Raw genomic sequence first — 19,219 nt, forward strand, 5'->3', positions numbered from 1 at the left:
AGTATAAACCCCTTTCTTTTGATTCAATCAGGCGATTTCTCCTATGCGTTTAAACCCCAGCCAACAACGTGCCGTCGAATTTGTTACCGGTCCCTGTCTGGTGCTGGCGGGCGCGGGATCGGGCAAAACCCGCGTGATTACCAATAAAATCGCCCATCTGATCCGTGAATGCGGCTATCAGGCGCGCCACATCGCCGCGGTGACCTTTACCAATAAAGCCTCGCGCGAAATGAAAGAGCGTGTGGCGCAGACGCTGGGCCGCAAAGAGGCGCGCGGTCTGCTCATCTCCACCTTCCATACGCTGGGGCTGGAGATCATCAAACGCGAAACCGCGGCGCTGGGCATGAAGTCAAACTTCTCGCTGTTCGACGATCAGGATCAGCTCGCCCTGCTGAAAGAGCTGACAAAAGAGTGGCTGGAAGAGGATAAGACGCTGCTACAGCAGCTCATCTCCACCATCTCGAACTGGAAAAATGATCTGATCGATCCGCAGGGCGCCGCCGCGCTGGCGCGATCACAGCAGGATAATATTTTTGCTCACTGCTACGCCCTCTACAGCCAGCATCTTAAGTCGTGCAACGTGCTCGATTTCGACGATTTGATTCTGCTGCCGACGCTGCTGCTGCAGCGTAATCAGGAGGTGCGTGAACGCTGGCAGCAGCGTATCCGCTATCTGCTGGTGGATGAGTATCAGGATACCAACACCAGCCAGTATGAACTGGTTAAGCTGCTGGTGGGCGCTCGGGCGCGCTTCACGGTGGTGGGCGATGATGATCAGTCTATCTACTCCTGGCGCGGCGCACGCCCGCAGAATCTGGTGCTGCTGAATCAGGATTTCCCGGCGCTGGAGGTGGTGAAGCTGGAGCAGAACTACCGCTCTTCGCAGCGCATACTGAAAGCGGCAAATATCCTGATTGCCAATAACCCGCACGTCTTTGAGAAGCGGCTCTTTTCGGAGCTGGGGCAGGGCAGCGAGCTGAAGGTGCTTACTGCCAACAGCGAAGAGCATGAAGCGGAGCGGGTCACTGGCGAGCTCATCGCGCATCACTTTATCAACCGGACGCAGTACAAAGATTACGCGATTCTTTATCGTGGCAACCATCAGTCCCGAACCTTTGAAAAGTTTCTGATGCAGAACCGCATCCCTTATCGCATCTCTGGCGGTACTTCGTTCTTCTCACGGCCCGAGATCAAAGATCTGCTCGCCTATCTGCGCGTGCTGACCAATCCTGAGGATGACAGCGCGTTTCTGCGCATCGTCAATACACCGCGCCGTGAGATTGGCCCGGCTACGCTGCAGAAGCTCGGTGAGTGGGCCAACCTGCGCAGCAAGAGCCTGTTTAACGCCAGTTTTGATGTCGGTCTGGGGCAGACGCTGAGTGGCCGCGGTCTGGAGCACCTGCAGCGGTTCACCCACTGGCTGAATGAGATTATCCAGCTGACCGAACGTGAGCCGGTAAACGCAGTGCGTGATTTGATTCGCGGCATCGACTACGAAAGCTGGCTGTTCGAAACCTCCGGCAGCCCGAAAGCCGCAGAGATGCGGATGAAGAACGTCAACACGCTGTTTCAGTGGATGACCGAAATGCTTGAGGGCAGCGATATCGATGAGCCGATGACGCTGGCGCAGGTGGTGACGCGCTTTACCCTGCGCGACATGATGGAGCGCGGTGAAAGCGATGAAGAGCTGGATCAGGTGCAGCTGATGACGCTGCACGCCTCCAAAGGGCTGGAGTTCCCCTATGTGTTCCTGGTGGGCATGGAGGAGGGGCTGTTACCGCATCAGAGCAGTATCGATGAAAATAATATCGAAGAGGAGCGTCGCCTGGCCTACGTGGGGATCACACGGGCGCAGAAAGAGCTGACCTTTACCCTGTGTCGCGAACGCCGGCAATATGGCGAATTAATCCGGCCGGAGCCGAGCCGTTTTCTGCTGGAACTGCCGCAGGACGATCTGCAATGGGAAACTGAGCGCAAAGTGGTCAGTGCGGAGGAGCGGATGAAAACTGGTCAGAGCCGGGTGGCCGGTCTGAGAGCGATGCTGGATAAGGCGAAAAAGAGTTAAACCAGTGCAGGAGGCGAAGGAGATTCGCCTCACGCGACGGCAATTACGACAGGGTTAATAACCAGTGGACGTAAGACTGATAATGGCTTTCCTGCTCCAGCAGCTCACTGCGCAACGGATGGGCCTCCAGCCAGCCCGCGGGCAGGGTCAGATGCAGGGCATCATCGTCTGCCTGTAGCCGCACCGCAGGCAGGGTGTCATCGCGACGGCGGGTGGAGAAAATAATCGCCAGCCGCAGCAGACGGCACATCCGTTCTGCCAGCCGCGGCGGCAGGGCGTTCTGCTGCGTCAGCAAAGCCAGATCGATGCTGCCGCTCTGGTTTTGCAGTAAACAGGCCAGCAGCTTCTTCTGCGCCGGTGTGAAACCAGGAAGATCGAGGTGACGCACCAGATACGCCGCATGCTGCGGCGCATGACGGAAGTCAACGCTCAGGCCGATTTCGTGGATCGCGCAGGCGCTGAGCAGCAACTCACGACAGCGCTGATCCAGCTTCCACAACGTGGAAACCTGACGGAAAAAGCTCTCCGCCAGCTGACGCACGCGATCCGCCTGCTCGACATCAATGCTGAAACGGCGCTGGACGTTGTGTAGCGTGCGGGTTCGGATATCCCGGTCGATGGGCAGATGCAGCATGCCGTAGACCAGTCCTTCGCGCAGTGCGCCGCCCGCCAGCGTCATGCTATCGATACTGAGCTCCTGGAAGATGGCGATCAGAATCGACAGGCCGCTGGGGAACACCAGCGCCCGCTCCAGCGTCAGCCCTTCGATTTCCAGCTCTTCCAGTTTGCCGCACTGAATGGCGCGCTGCTTCAGCTGCTGTAGCTTATTCAGCGTGATGCGCTCATCCATCCCCTGCGCCACCATGATCTCCTGCAGCGCCTGAACCGTGCCAGAGGCACCAACACAGGCCTGCCAGCCCTGCTCACGCAGTTGCGCTGCAATAGGCTGGATCATTTCTCGCGCCGCCAGCTCGGCCTGGTCAAAGTTCTCTTTTGCCAGATGACGATCGCTGAAGAAGCGCTCCAGCCACGTCACACAGCCCATCGACAGACTGAACAACACCGACGCATGCGATCCGTCGCCAGTGGCCAGCTCGGTGCTGCCGCCGCCGATATCGACCACTAAACGCTGGTCGGAACCGCCGGTGGTGTGGGCCACGCCCTGATAAATCAGGCGCGCCTCTTCTTCACCGCTGATGACGTTGATGGTACAGCCAAGGATCTGTTGGGCGGTGTCGAGGAAGGTCTGCGCATTGGCAGCCAGACGCAGCGTGGCGGTCGCCACCACGCGAATTTGATCGGGGGGAATATCCTGCAGTTGTTCAGAGAACAGTCTGAGGCATTGCCAGCCTCGCGACATCGCGTCGGCTGACAACAGGTTATTTTTATCCAGACCGGCAGCAAGGCGAACCTTGCGCTTAATTTTTGCAACGGTCTGGATACTGCCAGAGACCTCGCGCACCACCAACATATGAAAGCTGTTAGACCCTAAATCAATCGCTGCATAAAGTGACGATGCGCTTAGCATGGTGGCCTTAACCTGAACGTTTACGGTTGTTGTTGCGTGGAGCACCGCGACGATTGGCGTTATTCCCTCCGCGACGTGGGCCATTGCCGGAACGGCTGCGTTGCAGACGCTTAGGCGGCGGTAAATCCGTTAACAACGCTTCGCTGCTGTACTTGCTGACCGGGATGCTGTGGCCGATGTACTCTTCAATCGAAGGCAGATTCAGCGCGTATTCTTCACAGGCCAGGCTGATTGAATGACCGCTGGCGCCTGCACGACCGGTACGGCCAATACGGTGAACGTAATCTTCACAGTCGTCTGGCAGATCGTAGTTAAAGACGTGGGTAACAGCCGGGATGTGCAGACCGCGAGCAGCCACGTCAGTGGCGACCAGAATATCCACATCACCTTTGGTGAAGTCATCCAGAATGCGCAGGCGCTTCTTCTGAGCAACGTCGCCGGTCAGCAGGCCGACACGATGTCCATCGGCAGCCAGGTGGCCCCAGATATCTTCACAGCGGTGCTTGGTGTTGGCGAAAATAATGGCGCGATCGGGCCACTCTTCTTCCAGCAGGGTCTGCAACAGGCGCATTTTCTCTTCGTTAGACGGATAGAAAAGCTCTTCCTGAATGCGATGGCCGGTTTTCTGTTCCGGTTCCACTTCCACATATTCAGCACTGTTCATGTGCTCAAACGCCAGTTCACGGACGCGGTAGGAGAGGGTCGCCGAGAACAGCATGCTCAGACGCTGAGTCGCCGGCGGCATGCGACGGAACAGCCAGCGAATATCTTTAATAAAGCCGAGATCAAACATGCGATCGGCTTCGTCCAGCACCATGACCTGAATAGCACCGAGGTTGACGTGATTCTGTTTCGCGTAGTCGATCAGGCGACCGGTGGTAGCCACCAGAATATCAACGCCCTGCTCCAGCACTTTCAGCTGTTTGTCATAACCGTCTCCGCCATAGGCGAGACCCAGTTTCAGGCCGGTTGAGGCGGTAAGGGGTTCTGCATCTGCATGAATCTGCACAGCAAGTTCACGCGTCGGCGCAAGAATTAATGCCCGTGGCTGGTTAACCTGACGACCTTCCGCCGCAGGATGAGAGAGAAGATGATGAAACGTTGACGTCAGAAACGCCATCGTTTTGCCGGTACCGGTTTGCGCCTGGCCTGCAACATCACGCCCTGAAAGCGTAAAAGGCAGAGCTAACGCCTGAATCGGCGTGCAGTATTGAAAGCCTTTAGTATCAAGGGCTTCCACCACTTTTGGGTGCAGGGCGAAGTCGGAAAACTTCTGTTCAGTTAAGTGTGTTTTGCTCATAGTGTGGTAGAATATCAGCTTACTATCGCTTTACGAAAGCGTATCCGATGAAATAAAGTCAACCAACATTGGTATATTTTACGCCAATTCGCCAGGCATAATCTTGTGGAGTAAAACATGAGCAGCGATAAAATCGTTCATCTGACTGATGACAGTTTCGACACCGACGTGCTGAAAGCCGACGGCGTTACACTGGTAGATTTCTGGGCTGAATGGTGCGGTCCTTGCAAAATGATCGCGCCAATCCTTGATGAAGTTGCAGAAGAGTATGATGGCAAGCTGACCATCGCTAAGCTGAATATTGATGATAACCCAGGCACGGCACCGAAGTATGGCATTCGTGGTATCCCGACGCTGCTGCTGTTTAAAAATGGTGAAGTCGCCGCGACCAAAGTGGGCGCGCTGTCTAAAGGCCAGCTGAAAGAGTTCCTGAACGCCAATCTGGCGTAATTCAGGGCTGAATGTCCGGCAGTGGTGAATTTATCTCCTGCTGCTGGACGTTCGCTTTCAGGCGTGCTAATTTACCAGCACTGCATTACGAACTTACCTTGTAGTTAGCATCTAAAAGTTTTCCCTTGTTGAACCCTGTCGCCCTGTACCTTATAAAGATAGAACGGTTCAGCAATCTTACGGTTAGCTCCAACTCTGGCATCACATTCGGACATCTCCCTGCATACCGATCGCCATTCCATACGATGATCGTCAGGAAGAGCCGAAAAGAGCCATTAACGGCATGGATTAGTTGCCATACCATTCACGACAAACATTCCGAGTATTACCCCGAGTTTAAGAACCCATCACTATGAATCTTACCGAATTAAAGAATACGCCGGTTGCTGAGCTGGTTACTCTCGGCGAAAATATGGGACTGGAAAACCAGGCTCGTATGCGCAAGCAGGACATTATCTTTTCAATCCTGAAGCAGCACGCGAAAAGCGGCGAAGACATCTTCGGTGATGGCGTGCTGGAGATCCTTCAGGATGGATTTGGATTCCTCCGTTCCGGAGACAGCTCCTACCTCGCCGGCCCTGATGATATCTACGTTTCCCCTAGTCAAATCCGCCGCTTCAACCTCCGCACTGGTGACACCATCTCTGGCAAAATCCGTCCACCGAAAGAGGGTGAACGTTATTTTGCGCTGCTGAAAGTTAACGAAGTTAACTACGACAAGCCGGAAAATGCGCGTAATAAGATTCTGTTCGAAAACCTCACGCCGCTGCACGCAAATAAACGTCTGCGTATGGAGCGGGGTAATGGCTCAACGGAAGATTTAACCGCTCGCGTACTGGATCTGGCATCGCCAATTGGTCGTGGCCAGCGTGGTCTGATTGTTGCACCACCGAAAGCCGGTAAAACCATGCTGCTGCAGAACATCGCGCAGAGCCTGGCGCACAACTATCCGGACTGTACCCTGATGGTACTGCTGATCGATGAGCGCCCGGAAGAAGTCACCGAGATGCAGCGTCTGGTGAAAGGCGAAGTTATCGCCTCAACCTTCGATGAGCCAGCTTCACGCCACGTTCAGGTTGCTGAAATGGTGATCGAGAAGGCCAAGCGTCTGGTTGAGCACAAAAAAGATGTCATCATCCTGCTCGACTCCATTACACGTCTGGCACGTGCTTACAACACTGTGGTTCCTGCTTCAGGTAAAGTCCTGACCGGTGGTGTGGATGCCAACGCCCTGCATCGTCCAAAGCGTTTCTTTGGTGCTGCACGTAACGTGGAAGAGGGCGGTAGCCTGACCATCATCGCGACCGCGCTGGTTGATACCGGTTCGAAGATGGATGAAGTGATTTACGAAGAGTTTAAAGGTACCGGTAACATGGAACTGCATCTCGCCCGTAAAATCGCTGAAAAACGCGTCTTCCCGGCGATTGATTACAACCGCTCTGGTACGCGTAAAGAAGAGCTGCTCACCTCTCAGGAAGAGCTGCAGAAGATGTGGATCCTGCGTAAGATTATTCACCCAATGGGCGAAATCGACGCAATGGAATTCCTCATCAACAAGCTGGCGATGACCAAAACTAATGATGAATTCTTCGATATGATGAAGCGTTCTTAATCCGATACTGCCTGGCCGAACCACAGATTCGGCTTTTTTAGTCCAGATGCGCAGAAAATCGACCTCACGCCACGTCTCAACGTGGCGTTTTTCATTTGTGAGCTATAGGATTGAACACTGGCAGGAGCATTTATAATGACTGTGGTAGCGATGGCGAACTTTTGACCGTTCGTCTGTCTCTTTATGCAGAATTCGGAATCCGACACAGCGATAGGCGCGTTTTTTCGCGTATTGTTGTGCGGGATGTTAGCTGAGAGCGTTTAACGTGAATTTACTCACTATGAGTACTGAGCTTGGTTTAATTTTTCTCTTTTCCCTGGCTTTCCTCTTTTTTGCTCGAAAAGCAGCTAAAAAAATTGGTTTAGTTGATAAGCCTAACTCACGTAAACGCCATCATGGCGCGATTCCGTTGGTGGGCGGCATTTCTGTGTTCGCAGGTATCTGCTTCACGTTTGCCATTACCAACTACTATCTGCCTCACGCGCTGCTCTATCTGGGCTGCGCCGGTGTTCTGGTGCTGGTTGGCGCACTGGATGACCGTTTCGATATCAGCGTCAAGATCCGCGCGGTGGTGCAGGCGATTGTCGCACTGGTGATGATGTTTGGCGCAAAACTCTATCTGCTTAGCCTGGGCTTTATCGTCGGCCCGTTCGAGCTTATCGTGGGGCCCTTCGGCTATGTGCTGACGCTGTTTGCCGTCTGGGCCGCGATAAACGCCTTTAATATGGTGGATGGGATCGACGGTCTGCTGGGCGGACTCTCCTCGGTCACTTTTGCCGCCATGGGGATTATCCTCTACTTCGACGGCCAGACCAGCCTCGCGATGTGGTGTTTTGCGATGATTGCCGCCACGCTGCCCTATATCCTGCTTAACCTCGGCTTCCTTGGCCGTCGCTTCAAAGTCTTTATGGGCGATGCCGGCAGCACCATGATCGGGTTCACCATTATCTGGATTCTGCTGGAAACGACGCAGGGTCTGAGCCATCCCATCACGCCCGTTACCGCACTGTGGCTTATTGCCATTCCTCTGATGGATATGGTGGCGATTATGTATCGTCGCCTGCGTAAAGGCATGAGTCCGTTCTCGGCTGACCGTCAGCACATCCATCATCTGATTATGCGTGCCGGCTTTACCTCCCGTCAGGCCTTTGTGCTGATTACCGTTGCGGCGGCCATTCTCGCCGGTATCGGTGTGCTGGGCGAATATCTGGCATTTATCCCGGAGTGGGTGATGCTGCTGCTATTCCTGGGCGCGTTTATGGTTTACGGCTACTGCCTCAAACATGCGTGGCGCGTGGCGCGACGTGTCCGCCGCATTAAGCGCCGTCTGAGCCATCATCGCGAAGCAAAAAACAAATTACCCTGAAAAGAGCTGATAAAGGATACCTCTGCCATGCCTTCTGACGTTGTGGACAACGAACTGGATATTCGCAGCTTTTGCTGCCGTTTATGGCGTGGCAAGCGCTGGATTATCGGGCTGGCGCTGCTGTTTGCTCTGGTCGCCTGGCTGGCCACGCTGCTGCTGAAACAGGTCTGGAGCACCACGGCGATCACCGATCGTCCGACGGTGAACATGCTGGGTTCTTACTATGCGCAGCAGCAATTCCTGACCAATCTGGATGTGCGCAACAACGCCTTAACCCTGGCCGCACCTTCACCTACGGTGATGGATCAGGTTTATCAGGAGTTCACCATGCAGCTTGCCTCCTGGGACACGCGTCGTGAGTTCTGGCAGCAAACGGATTATTACAAGAGTCGTAAAACCGGCAATGCGCATAATGATGCCGCGCTGCTCGACGATATGATCGGCAATATCCTGTTCACGCCCGCTGACGCGGCACATAACCTGCCCGATAACGTCAAACTGAAAGCGGAAACCGCTGGCGACGCCAATAATCTGCTGCGTCAGTACATCGCCTATGCCAGTGAGCGCGCCGCGCGTCATCTGAATGATGAGCTAAAAGGTGCCTGGCGGGCGCGTACCGACCAGTTGCAGGCGCAGGTGAAACGTCAGGAAGATGTGGCTAATGCGGTGTTTCAGCGCCAGCAGCATCGGCTGGAGCAGGCGCTGAAGATCGCCAGCCAGCAGGGCATCAATGAGAAACAGACGCGTGAAGCGGGTGAAAATCTGGCAGACAGCGACCTGTTCCTGCTGGGCCAGCCCGTTTTACAGGGACAGCTGGATACGCTGCGCGCTACCGGTCCGGAGTTTGATATCAGCTATGATCAGAACAGAGCAATGCTGACCACGCTGCAGACCGGGCCAAAACTGAACAGCCAGTTCCAGACCTACCGTTATCTGCGTACGCCGGAAGAGCCGGTATCACGTGACAGTCCGCGACGTCTGTTCATGATGATTATGTGGGGTGCCATTGGGGCATTAACAGGCGCGGGAGTGGCGCTGGCACGTCGTCCGCGTCTGATGTCAGACACGCATGAGTGAGAGAAACAGTGTGAAAGTTCTGACGGTATTTGGTACTCGTCCCGAAGCGATCAAAATGGCACCGCTGGTTCAGGCGCTGGCGCAGGATCCCGCTTTCGAATCGCGACTGTGCGTCACCGCACAGCATCGCGAAATGCTCGATCAGGTGCTGCGCCTGTTCAAGCTGCAGCCGGACTATGATCTCAATATTATGCGTCCCGAGCAGGGGCTGACCGAGATCACCTGCCGCATTTTAGAGGGCATGAAAACCGTCCTGCTCGACTTCAAACCGGACATCGTGCTGGTGCATGGTGACACCACCACCACACTGGCGGCGAGCCTGGCGGCATTTTATCATCAGATTCCGGTCGGGCATGTGGAGGCCGGTCTGCGTACCGGCGATCTCGCCTCGCCATGGCCGGAAGAGGGTAACCGTAAACTTACCGGTCATCTTGCCCATCTGCATTTTACCCCCACCTCCCGATCGCGTCAGAATCTGTTGCAGGAAAATCTGCCCGATGCGCGCATTATCGTGACCGGCAATACGGTCATTGATGCGCTGCTGTGGGTTCGCGACAGGGTGCTGGATGACAGCAATCTGAATGCACAACTGGCGGCGCGCTATCCGTTTCTCGACCCGGATAAGAAACTGGTGCTGGTCACCGGACATCGTCGCGAAAGCTTTGGTGGCGGCTTTGAACGTATCTGCAGCGCGCTGGCGCAGATTGCCCGCCAGCATCCCGAGGCGCAGATTGTCTATCCGGTGCACCTTAATCCCAATGTCAGCGAGCCGGTAAACCGGATTCTCAGCGGCATTGAGAATATCATTCTGATTGAACCGCAGGAGTATCTGCCTTTTGTCTGGCTGATGAACCGCGCCTGGCTCATCCTCACTGACTCCGGTGGCATTCAGGAGGAAGCGCCTTCGCTGGGTAAACCGGTGCTGGTGATGCGTGACACCACCGAGCGGCCTGAAGCGGTCGACGCCGGCACCGTCAAACTGGTGGGGACCGATATCGCCCGAATCGTGGCGGAGGTCAGCAGCTTGCTGACTGACGACGCTGCCTGGCAGGCGATGAGCCACGCCCATAATCCGTATGGCGATGGCAAAGCCTGTGGTCGTATTTTACAAGCCTTAAAAGATAACCGAGCCGAATTATGAGTTTTGAAACCATCTCCGTGATTGGACTGGGATACATTGGGCTGCCGACGGCAGCCGTTTTTGCCTCAAAGGGAAAAAAAGTGGTGGGCGTGGATATCAACGCGCGCGCCGTTGAAACCATCAATCGTGGCGCGATCCATATCGTGGAACCCGATTTAGATCAGGTGGTGCATGCGGCCGTTACGCGTGGCGATCTGCGCGCCACCACGCAGCCGGAAGCCGCCGACGCTTTTCTTATCGCCGTACCGACCCCTTTTAAAGATGAGCATCAGCCCGATCTGCGCTTTGTGAAAGCCGCGGCGGAGTCGATTGCGCCGGTACTGAAAAAGGGCGACCTGGTGATTCTGGAGTCGACCTCACCGGTGGGCAGCACCGAACAGATGGCCGACTGGCTGGCGGCGGCGCGTCCCGACCTGCGCTTTCCTCAGCACGGTGATACGCCCGATATTTTTGTGGCCTACTGTCCGGAGCGCGTGCTGCCTGGTCAGGTGATGGTTGAGCTGATTAACAACGACCGGGTGATTGGCGGCATGACGCCAGCCTGTTCCGCCCGCGCCAGCGAGCTTTATCGGCTGTTTTTAAAAGGCGAATGCGTTGAAACCAACGCCCGAACCGCCGAGATGTGTAAGCTGACAGAAAACAGCTTCCGTGACGTGAATATCGCCTTTGCCAATGAGCTGTCGCTGATTTGTGCCGATCAGGGGATTAACGTCTGGGAGCTGATTGCGCTGGCGAATCGCCATCCGCGCGTCAACATTCTGCAGCCGGGCCCAGGCGTCGGCGGTCACTGTATCGCCGTCGATCCCTGGTTCATCGTGGCGCAGAATCCTGAATTAGCCCGCCTGATCCGCACCGCGCGCGAGGTCAATGACGCCAAGCCTCAGTGGGTGCTGGACCAGGTGAAAACCGCGCTGGCGGACTGCCTGACACAGACCGGCAAGCGCGCCAGCGATATCACCATCGCCTGCTTTGGCCTGGCCTTTAAACCCAATATTGACGACCTGCGCGAAAGCCCGGCGGTGGGCGTGGCACAGAAAATTGCAGAGTGGCACAGCGGCACCACCTGGGTGGTTGAACCCCATATTGAGCAGCTTGCTGACGCACTGGCCGACAAAGCCGTGCTGGTCTCTGCCGGGCAGGCGCTGGAACAGGCCGATATTCTGGTGATGCTGGTCGATCACCGCGCCTTCCGCGCCATTGATGGCGCCAGCGTTCAGCAGAACTGGATTGTCGACACCAAAGGTGTGTGGCGATGAGGCGTTTTCTGATCACGGGCGGTGCCGGGTTTATCGGTTCTGCACTGGTGCGCTTTCTGATCGCAGAAACCGAACATCAGGTGGTGGTGGTCGATAAACTCAGCTACGCCGGAAATCTGGCGTCACTCGCCAGCGTTGCCGACTCGCCCCGCTTTCATTTTGAGCAGGTCGATATCTGCGATCGCCCGGCACTTGATCAGGTGTTTACCCGTCATCAGCCAGACTGTGTGATGCATCTTGCGGCTGAAAGCCATGTGGATCGTTCGATTGACGGGCCGGTAGCCTTTATCGAGACCAATATTGTCGGGACTTATCAGTTGCTGGAAGCCGCGCGTTTTTACTGGCAAAACCTGGATAACGCGCGCAAAACCGCCTTTCTGTTCCACCATATCTCGACAGATGAAGTCTTTGGCGATCTGCACGACAGCCAGGCTTACTTCACCGAAACCACACCCTATGCGCCAAGCAGTCCTTACGCCGCCAGCAAGGCCAGCAGCGACCATTTAGTGCGAGCCTGGCTGCGCACTTACGGTCTGCCCACGCTGGTCACCAACTGTTCAAATAACTACGGCCTCTGCCATTTCCCGGAGAAGCTGATCCCGCTGACCATCATCAATGCGCTGGCCGGAAAAGCCTTACCGGTTTACGGCAACGGACAGCAGATTCGTGACTGGCTCTACGTCGAAGATCACGCCCGCGCACTCTATCAGGTGGTCAGCCATGGCAAGCCAGGCGAAACTTATAATATTGGCGGCCATAACGAGCGACGCAATATTGAGGTGGTTGAAACTATCTGCAGCCTGCTTGAAGAGCTGGCCGCAGAGCAGAAACCTGCCGGGCTGGCGCATTACCGCGACCTGATTACCTATGTCACTGACCGCCCCGGTCACGATCAGCGCTATGCCATTGATGCCAGTAAAATCGCGCATGAACTTGGCTGGGTACCTCAGGAAACCTTTGAAAGCGGCATGCGTAAAACCGTGGCATGGTATCTGGCCAATCCCACCTGGTGGCAGGCTATTCTGGATGGCCGCTATCAGGGCGAACGCCTTGGCTTATCGCAATAAACCCGCGTAAGGAGCAGCGATGAAAGGCATCATTTTAGCGGGAGGGTCGGGCACGCGGTTACACCCGATAACCCGTGCAGTATCAAAGCAACTTCTGCCGGTTTACGACAAACCGATGATCTACTATCCGCTCTCCGTGCTGATGCTGGCGGGTATTCGCGACATCCTGTTAATTACCACGCCGGAAGATCGGGCGCAGTTTGAACGGCTGCTGGGCGATGGCAGTGAATTTGGGATACGCCTCAGCTATGCGGTGCAGCCAAGTCCCGATGGGCTGGCGCAGGCCTTTATCATCGGCGAATCCTTTATCGGCGAGGATAATTGCTGCCTGGTTCTGGGTGATAACCTCTATTTTGGCCAGGGCTTCAGCCCCAAGCTCCGCAAAGTTGTTGAACAGAATCGTGGCGCAACGGTGTTCGGCTATCAGGTCATGGACCCGGAACGTTTCGGCGTGGTGGAGTTTGACGATAACTTCAAGGCGATCTCGATTGAAGAGAAACCACAGCAGCCGAAATCGCGCTGGGCAGTAACCGGGCTCTATTTTTATGACAATCAGGTTATTGAATTCGCGAAACAGGTGAAACCCTCAGCGCGGGGCGAGCTGGAAATCACGGCCATTAACCAGATGTATCTGGAGCGTGGTGAGCTGACGGTCGAACTGCTGGGACGAGGTTTTGCCTGGCTGGATACCGGCACGCACGACAGCCTGGTGGAAGCCAGCATGTTTGTGCAGACGGTGGAAAAACGTCAGGGCTTTAAAATTGCCTGCCTGGAAGAGATTGCCTGGCGCAACAGCTGGCTGAGTGATGACCAGCTGCGGGCCGCGGGTGAAGCGCTGACAAAAACCGGCTACGGCCAATACCTGCTGGATTTATTACATGCCCGTCCACGTCAATATTAATCCCCTTAGCTGGGAGAGTGTATTCTTCGGTGTTGATACCGTGCGGCTGGAGCTGCAAGGTGACATCCCGCTGGAACAGGCGCTGCGTCATCCCTGTGCGCTGATGCAGATAAAAGTCGCTGCCAGCGAGACGGCACTGATTGATACGCTGCAGCAGCATCAGTTCCGGCTGGCAGAAGGCGAAGCAGATCTGACGCTGGCGGTGAAACAGACTGAACGGCAGGCGGGAATTCGCATCGCGCGCGAAGCCCAGATCCCGCTACTGCGCGATGCTGCCTCACAGCTCTTCAGCCAGAGTCGTTTTCGCGCGCCCTGGTATGCGCCGGACGCCAGCGGACGCTTTTATGCGCAGTGGATTGAAAATGCGGTACGCGGGGCGTTTGACGATCAGTGTCTGGTGGCAAGCGATGCCGCGGGTCAGCTGCAGGGATTTGTTTCGCTGCGCGCGGTGGATGGCGATGCCCGCATTGGCCTGCTGGGCGTACTGCCCGACGCGCAGGGCCAGGGGCTGGGTCAGCGACTGATGCTGGCGGCGGCAGACTGGGCGCGGGTACGACAGCTGGCTCAGCTTCGGGTTGCTACCCAGCTCAGCAATCTCACGGCAATGCGCCTCTATTTACGCAGCGGTGCCCGGCTCGACAGCACCGCGTACTGGTTTTACAGGAAAGGTCATGATTCCATTTAATGCGCCCCCGATTGTGGGCACAGAAATTGAGTATATGCAGTCGGCGATGAACAGCGGCAAGCTGTGCGGCGATGGTGGATTTACCCGTCGCTGTCAGCAGTGGATGGAGCAGCGGTTTGGCAGCAAAAAAGTGCTGCTGACCCCCTCCTGTACCGCTTCGCTGGAGATGGCGGCGCTGTTAATCGATCTGCAGCCCGGCGATGAAGTGATTATGCCGAGCTACACCTTTGTCTCTACCGCCAACGCCTTTGTGCTGCGCGGCGCCCGCATTGTGTTTGTCGATGTGCGCCCGGACACCATGAACATTGATGAAACGCTGATCGAAGCGGCCATCACTGAAAAAACCCGCGCCATTGTGCCGGTGCATTACGCAGGCGTGGCCTGTGAAATGGACACCATTATGGCGCTGGCGGCAAAGCATAAGCTGTTTGTGATTGAAGATGCGGCGCAGGGCGTGATGTCACGCTACAAAGGTCGTGCGCTCGGCACCATCGGTCATATTGGCTGCTTCAGTTTCCACGAAACCAAGAACTACACCGCCGGCGGCGAAGGTGGCGCGACGCTCATTAACGACGCCAGCCTGGTCGAGCGCGCCGAGATCGTGCGGGAAAAAGGCACCAATCGCAGCCAGTTCTTCCGGGGTCAGGTCGATAAATACACGTGGCGCGATATGGGATCGAGCTATCTGATGGCCGATCTGCAGGCAGCCTATCTCTGGGCGCAGCTGGAAGCCGCTGAAGGTATCAACCAGCAGCGGTTACGCATCTGGCAGCGTTATTACGATGCGCTGCAGCCGCTGGCGGCTCAGGGACGCATCAGTCTGCCGGTGATCCCCGCCAGCTGTGAACACAATGCGCACATGTTCTACATCAAACTGCGCGATCAGGACGATCGTCAGGCGCTGATAAACTGGATGAAAGAAGCCGAGATACTGACGGTGTTTCACTATATTCCGCTGCACAGTTCGCCCGCCGGTGAGCGGTTCTCGCAGTTTGTCGGCGACGATCGCTTTACCACGCGGGAAAGTGAACGCCTGCTGCGTCTGCCGCTGTTTTATAACCTGTCGGATAACAATCAGAGCACGGTTATCAGCTCACTGCTGAGCTTCTTTTCCTGATGTCATTAGCCAGAGCCTCAGTGTGGACCGCATCGTCCACGCTGGTAAAAATTGTGGCCGGCCTGCTGGTCGTCAAACTGCTGGCGGTCAGCTTCGGACCCGAGGGTGTCGGGCAGGCGGGGAACTTCCGTCAGTTGATCACCGTGCTGGGCGTGCTGGCGGGCGCAGGCATCTTTAATGGCGTTACCACCTATGTGGCGCAGTATCAGCAGCAGCCCGAACAGTTGCGGGCGATGGTGGGCACGGCATCAACCATGGTGCTGGGCTTTTCCGGTGTGCTGGCGCTGCTGTTTCTGCTGGCGGCGGCACCCATCAGCATCGCGCTGTTTGGTCACGACCGCTATCAGGGCGTCATCCGCGTGGTGGCCTTTCTTCAACTCGGCATCGCCTGGGCCAACTTTACCCTTGCACTGCTGAAGGGCTATCGCGACGCGCGCGGTAATGCGCTGGCGCTGATTCTCGGCAGCCTGATTGGCGTGGCAGGCTATCTGCTCTGCTGGTGGCTGGGTGGCTATCAGGGTGCGCTGACCGGGCTGGCGCTGGTACCGGCTTTGCTGCTGCTGCCTGCACTCCTGATGCTGAAACGCCGTGCGCCGCTGCCGCTTAGCTGGCTGCGACCGCAATGGCATCCTGAGCTGGCCCGTAATCTGGCAAAATATACGCTGATGGCGCTGATCACCGCCGTGACCCTGCCGGTCGCCTGGGTGCTGATGCGTAATCTGCTGGCGGAGCAGCAGGGCTGGGCACAGGTCGGATTGTGGCAGGGCGTCACCAGCATTTCCGATGCCTATCTGCAATTTATTACCGCGACGTTTAGCGTCTGGCTGCTGCCGACGCTGGCGCGGCTGGATAACAAACGTGACATCGCGCGCGAGATTGGCCGTGCACTGCGCTTTGTCCTGCCCGCCGTAGCGGTTGCCAGCCTGGGTGTCTGGGTACTGCGCGATTTCGCCATCAGCCTGCTGTTCTCTGAAGCGTTTCGCGGGATGCGCGATCTCTTTGTCTGGCAGCTGTGCGGCGATGTTTTTAAGGTCGGCGCCTATGTTTTCGGATATCTGGTTATCGCCAAAGCCTCGCTGCGCTTTTATGTTCTGACTGAGATCAGCCAGTTCCTGTTGCTGACGCTGTTTTCACGCTGGTTGATCCCGTTACATGGCGCGACGGGTGCGGCGCAGGCCTATATGTTTACCTATATGGCTTACTTTGCCCTGTGTTGTGGCGCTTTTATTGTTTACTGCCGGAAAAAATGACTTTAATTCACGTTTTGGGATCGGACATTCCCCACCACAATCTTACGGTGCTGCGCTTTTTCAACGACGTACTCAGCGTTGAGCAGCCTGCGGCTGCGCCACGCCATTTTATGGTGGTGACGCAGCAGCCCGAGAGCCTGGCGCCGTTCAGTGCGTTGCAGATCGAGTGCTTTACCAGCAAGAAAGCGCTGGCGCAGGCGGTACTGCAGCGGGCCAGAAATCGTCAGCAGCGTTTTTTCTGCCACGGACAGTTTAACCCGTGGATCTGGCTGGCGTTACTCAGCGGTAAGCTGCGTCGTTCACAGCTCTTCTGGCACGTCTGGGGTGCCGATCTTTATGAAGATTCGCGCAGCCTGAAGTTCCGTCTGTTCTATCTGGTCCGCCGGATAGCGCAGGGGCGGGTTGCACAGGTTTTTGCGACCCGGGGCGACCTGCATCACTATCAGCAGCGCCATCGGCGCGTACCCGGTTCACTGCTCTATTTTCCCACCAGAATGCCCGCCGCAGCCGTTGAATCTGTCCCGTCGGAGCCTTTTACGCTGTTGCTGGGCAACTCGGGCGATCCGAGTAACCGGCATATCGAAGGCTTAAAAGCGATTCACGCGCAGTTTGGCGAGCAGGTGCGTATCGAGGTCCCTTTGGGCTATCCGCCAGGTAATGAGGCTTATATCAGCCAGATTCAGGCCGCTGCCGATGCGCTGTTCCCGAACGGGCAGGTGAATCTGATGCGTGAAAACCTGGCGTTTGATGATTACTTAGCCCTGCTGGCGCGCTGCCATGTCGGCTATTTTATGTTTGAACGTCAGCAAGGGGTGGGAACACTGTGCCTGCTGATTCAGGCCAACGTGCCGTTTGTCCTGACCCGCAAAAATCCATTCTGGCGTGATGTGGCAGAGCAGCAGCTTCCGGTATTGTTCAGTGAAGATACGCTGTCGCCTGCGGTGATCGCCGAGGCACGTCGTCAGCTGATGAGCTGTGATAAACAGGCTATCGCCTTTTTTGCGCCGGGTTATCTGGCGGGCTGGCGGGCCGCGTTACAGCTCAGCGAAGGGGAGTTGTCATGAGTCTTATGCAGTTTGGCGGCCTGCTGGTGGTCTATTTGCTGTCGCTGGTTTTTATCCTGACCCTGACCTGGCGGGAGTTTAAGCGCGTCCGTTTTAACTTTCATCTGTTCTTCACGCTGCTGTTCTTACTGACCTTTTACTTCGGCTTCCCGCTGACCTCCGTGCTGGTGTTTCGCTTTAATGTTGAAGTGGTGCCGGTTGAGAACCTGCTGGAGGCGCTGCTGTCGGCCACGGCTTTTTACGCCATTTATTACGTCAGCTATAAAGTGCGGCTGAAACCCGCCAGCGCGTCTCCGGTGAAGCCCTGGCTGCAGATGAATCGCGTCGAAACCCATCTGACCTGCGTGATCCTGGCGCTGGTGGCGCTGGGTACGGTGACGGTGTTCTTCATTCATAACGGTTTTCTGCTGTTCCGCCTGACCGCCTATAACCAGATTTTCTCCAGTGAAGTGTCGGGTGTAGCGCTTAAGCGCTTCTTCTATTTCTTTATTCCGGCGATGCTGATCCCCTACTTTTTGAGCCCGACGCGCCGCAACTGGCTGCTGTTCCTGGTGGTGACCGTTGCCTTTGGTTTACTGACCTACGCGCTGGTGGGCGGTACCCGAGCCAATATCATTATTGCGTTTGCCCTGTTCCTGTTTATCGGGATTACCCGTGGCTGGATCACTTTGTGGATGCTGGCGACGGCGGGCGTGCTGGCGATTGCAGGAATGTTCTGGCTGGCACTGCGCCGCTATAACCTCGACGTTATGGGCGATGAAGCGTTCTATACCTTTCTGTATCTGACGCGTGATACCTTCTCGCCGTGGGAGAATCTCGCCTTGCTGCTGGATAACTACGCCAGAATTGAGTTTCAGGGGCTGGCACCGCTGTGGCGTGATTTCTACGTTTTCATTCCGACCTGGCTCTGGCCGGATCGGCCGCTGGCAGTGTTAAACAGTGCTAACTACTTCACCTGGGAAGTGCTGAACAACCATTCTGGCCTGGCGATTTCACCCACGCTGATAGGGTCGCTGGTGGTGATGGGCGGCGTCTGGGCGATTCCGATCGGTGCGGTCGCGGTAGGGATGATTATAAAAGCCTTTGATGCAATCTATCAGCGTGGCTGTCTTGAGACCAACCGTTACACCGGCGCCATCCTGCAAAGCTTCTGTTTTGGCGCGGTCTTTAACATGATCGTGCTGGCACGCGAAGGCCTTGATGCGTTCGGTTCACGCGTGGTGTTTTTCTGCATCATTTTTGCTGCCTGTCTGGGCATGGCTAAATTACTTTTCTGGTTACTGGATCGCGCAGGTTTGATTCGCGACCGCAGCAGGCGGGTGTTGCACAGCCCGCTCTGA

The 19,219-nt window shown here is 56.2% G+C and carries 16 protein-coding genes; 14 read left to right on the forward strand and 2 right to left on the reverse strand.

Translation table 11 applies throughout. The annotated features are described in order from the left end of the window. The first annotated feature begins 43 nt into the window (after nt 1-43). Entirely contained in the window at nt 44-2,065 is a 2,022-nt protein-coding gene (gene rep, locus HFD94_RS15370; RefSeq protein ID WP_010257384.1) for a DNA helicase Rep, read from the forward strand. Nucleotides 2,066-2,108: 43 nt separating this feature from the next. On the opposite strand, the gene gppA is transcribed toward rep, so the two are convergent. Together gppA and rhlB are read right to left on the reverse strand one after the other, a co-directional pair. Continuing rightward, nucleotides 2,109-3,593, reverse strand: a complete 1,485-nt coding sequence (gppA, locus tag HFD94_RS15375; RefSeq protein WP_010671664.1) for a guanosine-5'-triphosphate,3'-diphosphate diphosphatase — start codon at nt 3,591-3,593, stop codon at nt 2,109-2,111. A gap of 7 nt (nt 3,594-3,600) precedes the next feature. Next, nucleotides 3,601-4,893, reverse strand: a complete 1,293-nt coding sequence (gene rhlB, locus HFD94_RS15380; RefSeq protein WP_022624852.1) for an ATP-dependent RNA helicase RhlB — start codon at nt 4,891-4,893, stop codon at nt 3,601-3,603. 117 nt (nt 4,894-5,010) lie between these two features. Between rhlB and trxA the strand changes: the two genes are divergently transcribed. The 13 genes from trxA to wzyE all read left to right on the forward strand — a co-directional run bounded on the left by trxA (nt 5,011) and on the right by wzyE (nt 19,219). After that, nucleotides 5,011-5,343 carry a thioredoxin TrxA gene (trxA, locus tag HFD94_RS15385; RefSeq protein WP_003851963.1) on the forward strand — a complete coding sequence of 111 codons (333 nt, stop codon included), beginning with the start codon at nt 5,011-5,013 and terminating at the stop codon, nt 5,341-5,343. Nucleotides 5,344-5,695: 352 nt separating this feature from the next. Then, complete coding sequence (gene rho, locus HFD94_RS15390; protein WP_010257369.1) at nt 5,696-6,955, forward strand: transcription termination factor Rho; 1,260 nt, start codon at nt 5,696-5,698, stop codon at nt 6,953-6,955. A 280-nt stretch (nt 6,956-7,235) separates the two neighbouring features. Beyond that, the gene (wecA, locus tag HFD94_RS15395; protein ID WP_022624853.1) at nt 7,236-8,321 is read left to right on the forward strand and encodes a UDP-N-acetylglucosamine--undecaprenyl-phosphate N-acetylglucosaminephosphotransferase; all 1,086 of its coding nucleotides are present in this window, start codon (nt 7,236-7,238) and stop codon (nt 8,319-8,321) included. 27 nt (nt 8,322-8,348) lie between these two features. Next, nucleotides 8,349-9,398, forward strand: coding sequence for an ECA polysaccharide chain length modulation protein (gene wzzE, locus HFD94_RS15400; RefSeq protein WP_010257365.1), 1,050 nt, complete (start codon nt 8,349-8,351; stop codon nt 9,396-9,398). Between the two features lie 10 nt (nt 9,399-9,408). Further along, nucleotides 9,409-10,539 carry a non-hydrolyzing UDP-N-acetylglucosamine 2-epimerase gene (wecB, locus tag HFD94_RS15405; protein WP_010257363.1) on the forward strand — a complete coding sequence of 377 codons (1,131 nt, stop codon included), beginning with the start codon at nt 9,409-9,411 and terminating at the stop codon, nt 10,537-10,539. Beyond that, nucleotides 10,536-11,795, forward strand: coding sequence for a UDP-N-acetyl-D-mannosamine dehydrogenase (gene wecC / locus HFD94_RS15410; protein ID WP_010257361.1), 1,260 nt, complete (start codon nt 10,536-10,538; stop codon nt 11,793-11,795). The genes wecB and wecC overlap by 4 nt, the downstream gene beginning before the upstream one ends. Next, nucleotides 11,792-12,862 (forward strand): dTDP-glucose 4,6-dehydratase, encoded by a 1,071-nt coding sequence (rfbB, locus tag HFD94_RS15415; RefSeq protein WP_167433275.1) that lies wholly within the window; start codon nt 11,792-11,794, stop codon nt 12,860-12,862. Before wecC ends, rfbB begins: the two co-directional genes overlap by 4 nt. A 19-nt stretch (nt 12,863-12,881) precedes the next feature. Then, a complete protein-coding gene (gene rfbA / locus HFD94_RS15420; RefSeq protein ID WP_010257356.1) occupies nt 12,882-13,763 on the forward strand; it encodes a glucose-1-phosphate thymidylyltransferase RfbA in 882 nt (293 codons plus the stop codon). After that, on the forward strand, nt 13,741-14,448 hold the full coding sequence (rffC, locus tag HFD94_RS15425; RefSeq protein WP_167433276.1) for a dTDP-4-amino-4,6-dideoxy-D-galactose acyltransferase: 708 nt from the start codon (nt 13,741-13,743) through the stop codon (nt 14,446-14,448). Before rfbA ends, rffC begins: the two co-directional genes overlap by 23 nt. Beyond that, the gene (gene rffA, locus HFD94_RS15430) at nt 14,435-15,565 is read left to right on the forward strand and encodes a dTDP-4-amino-4,6-dideoxygalactose transaminase (protein ID WP_010257349.1); all 1,131 of its coding nucleotides are present in this window, start codon (nt 14,435-14,437) and stop codon (nt 15,563-15,565) included. The genes rffC and rffA overlap by 14 nt, the downstream gene beginning before the upstream one ends. Next, the gene (wzxE, locus tag HFD94_RS15435) at nt 15,565-16,815 is read left to right on the forward strand and encodes a lipid III flippase WzxE (protein ID WP_010257347.1); all 1,251 of its coding nucleotides are present in this window, start codon (nt 15,565-15,567) and stop codon (nt 16,813-16,815) included. Before rffA ends, wzxE begins: the two co-directional genes overlap by 1 nt. Next, nucleotides 16,812-17,879, forward strand: a complete 1,068-nt coding sequence (locus HFD94_RS15440; protein WP_062759457.1) for a TDP-N-acetylfucosamine:lipid II N-acetylfucosaminyltransferase — start codon at nt 16,812-16,814, stop codon at nt 17,877-17,879. The genes wzxE and HFD94_RS15440 overlap by 4 nt, the downstream gene beginning before the upstream one ends. Next, entirely contained in the window at nt 17,876-19,219 is a 1,344-nt protein-coding gene (gene wzyE, locus HFD94_RS15445; RefSeq protein WP_010257343.1) for an ECA oligosaccharide polymerase, read from the forward strand. The genes HFD94_RS15440 and wzyE overlap by 4 nt, the downstream gene beginning before the upstream one ends.

The sequence above is a fragment of the Pantoea sp. EKM20T genome (assembly GCF_011800485.1).
In the GTDB taxonomy this organism is placed as follows: domain Bacteria; phylum Pseudomonadota; class Gammaproteobacteria; order Enterobacterales; family Enterobacteriaceae; genus Pantoea; species Pantoea agglomerans.

Coding starts and splice junctions, on each gene's coding strand:
- rep (WP_010257384.1), top strand. CDS start 44: ATGCGTTTAAACCCCAGCCAACAACGTGCCGTCGAATTTGTTACCGGT.
- gppA (WP_010671664.1), bottom strand. CDS start 3,593: ATGCTAAGCGCATCGTCACTTTATGCAGCGATTGATTTAGGGTCTAAC.
- rhlB (WP_022624852.1), bottom strand. CDS start 4,893: ATGAGCAAAACACACTTAACTGAACAGAAGTTTTCCGACTTCGCCCTG.
- trxA (WP_003851963.1), top strand. CDS start 5,011: ATGAGCAGCGATAAAATCGTTCATCTGACTGATGACAGTTTCGACACC.
- rho (WP_010257369.1), top strand. CDS start 5,696: ATGAATCTTACCGAATTAAAGAATACGCCGGTTGCTGAGCTGGTTACT.
- wecA (WP_022624853.1), top strand. CDS start 7,236: ATGAGTACTGAGCTTGGTTTAATTTTTCTCTTTTCCCTGGCTTTCCTC.
- wzzE (WP_010257365.1), top strand. CDS start 8,349: ATGCCTTCTGACGTTGTGGACAACGAACTGGATATTCGCAGCTTTTGC.
- wecC (WP_010257361.1), top strand. CDS start 10,536: ATGAGTTTTGAAACCATCTCCGTGATTGGACTGGGATACATTGGGCTG.
- rfbB (WP_167433275.1), top strand. CDS start 11,792: ATGAGGCGTTTTCTGATCACGGGCGGTGCCGGGTTTATCGGTTCTGCA.
- rfbA (WP_010257356.1), top strand. CDS start 12,882: ATGAAAGGCATCATTTTAGCGGGAGGGTCGGGCACGCGGTTACACCCG.
- rffC (WP_167433276.1), top strand. CDS start 13,741: ATGCCCGTCCACGTCAATATTAATCCCCTTAGCTGGGAGAGTGTATTC.
- rffA (WP_010257349.1), top strand. CDS start 14,435: ATGATTCCATTTAATGCGCCCCCGATTGTGGGCACAGAAATTGAGTAT.
- wzxE (WP_010257347.1), top strand. CDS start 15,565: ATGTCATTAGCCAGAGCCTCAGTGTGGACCGCATCGTCCACGCTGGTA.
- HFD94_RS15440 (WP_062759457.1), top strand. CDS start 16,812: ATGACTTTAATTCACGTTTTGGGATCGGACATTCCCCACCACAATCTT.
- wzyE (WP_010257343.1), top strand. CDS start 17,876: ATGAGTCTTATGCAGTTTGGCGGCCTGCTGGTGGTCTATTTGCTGTCG.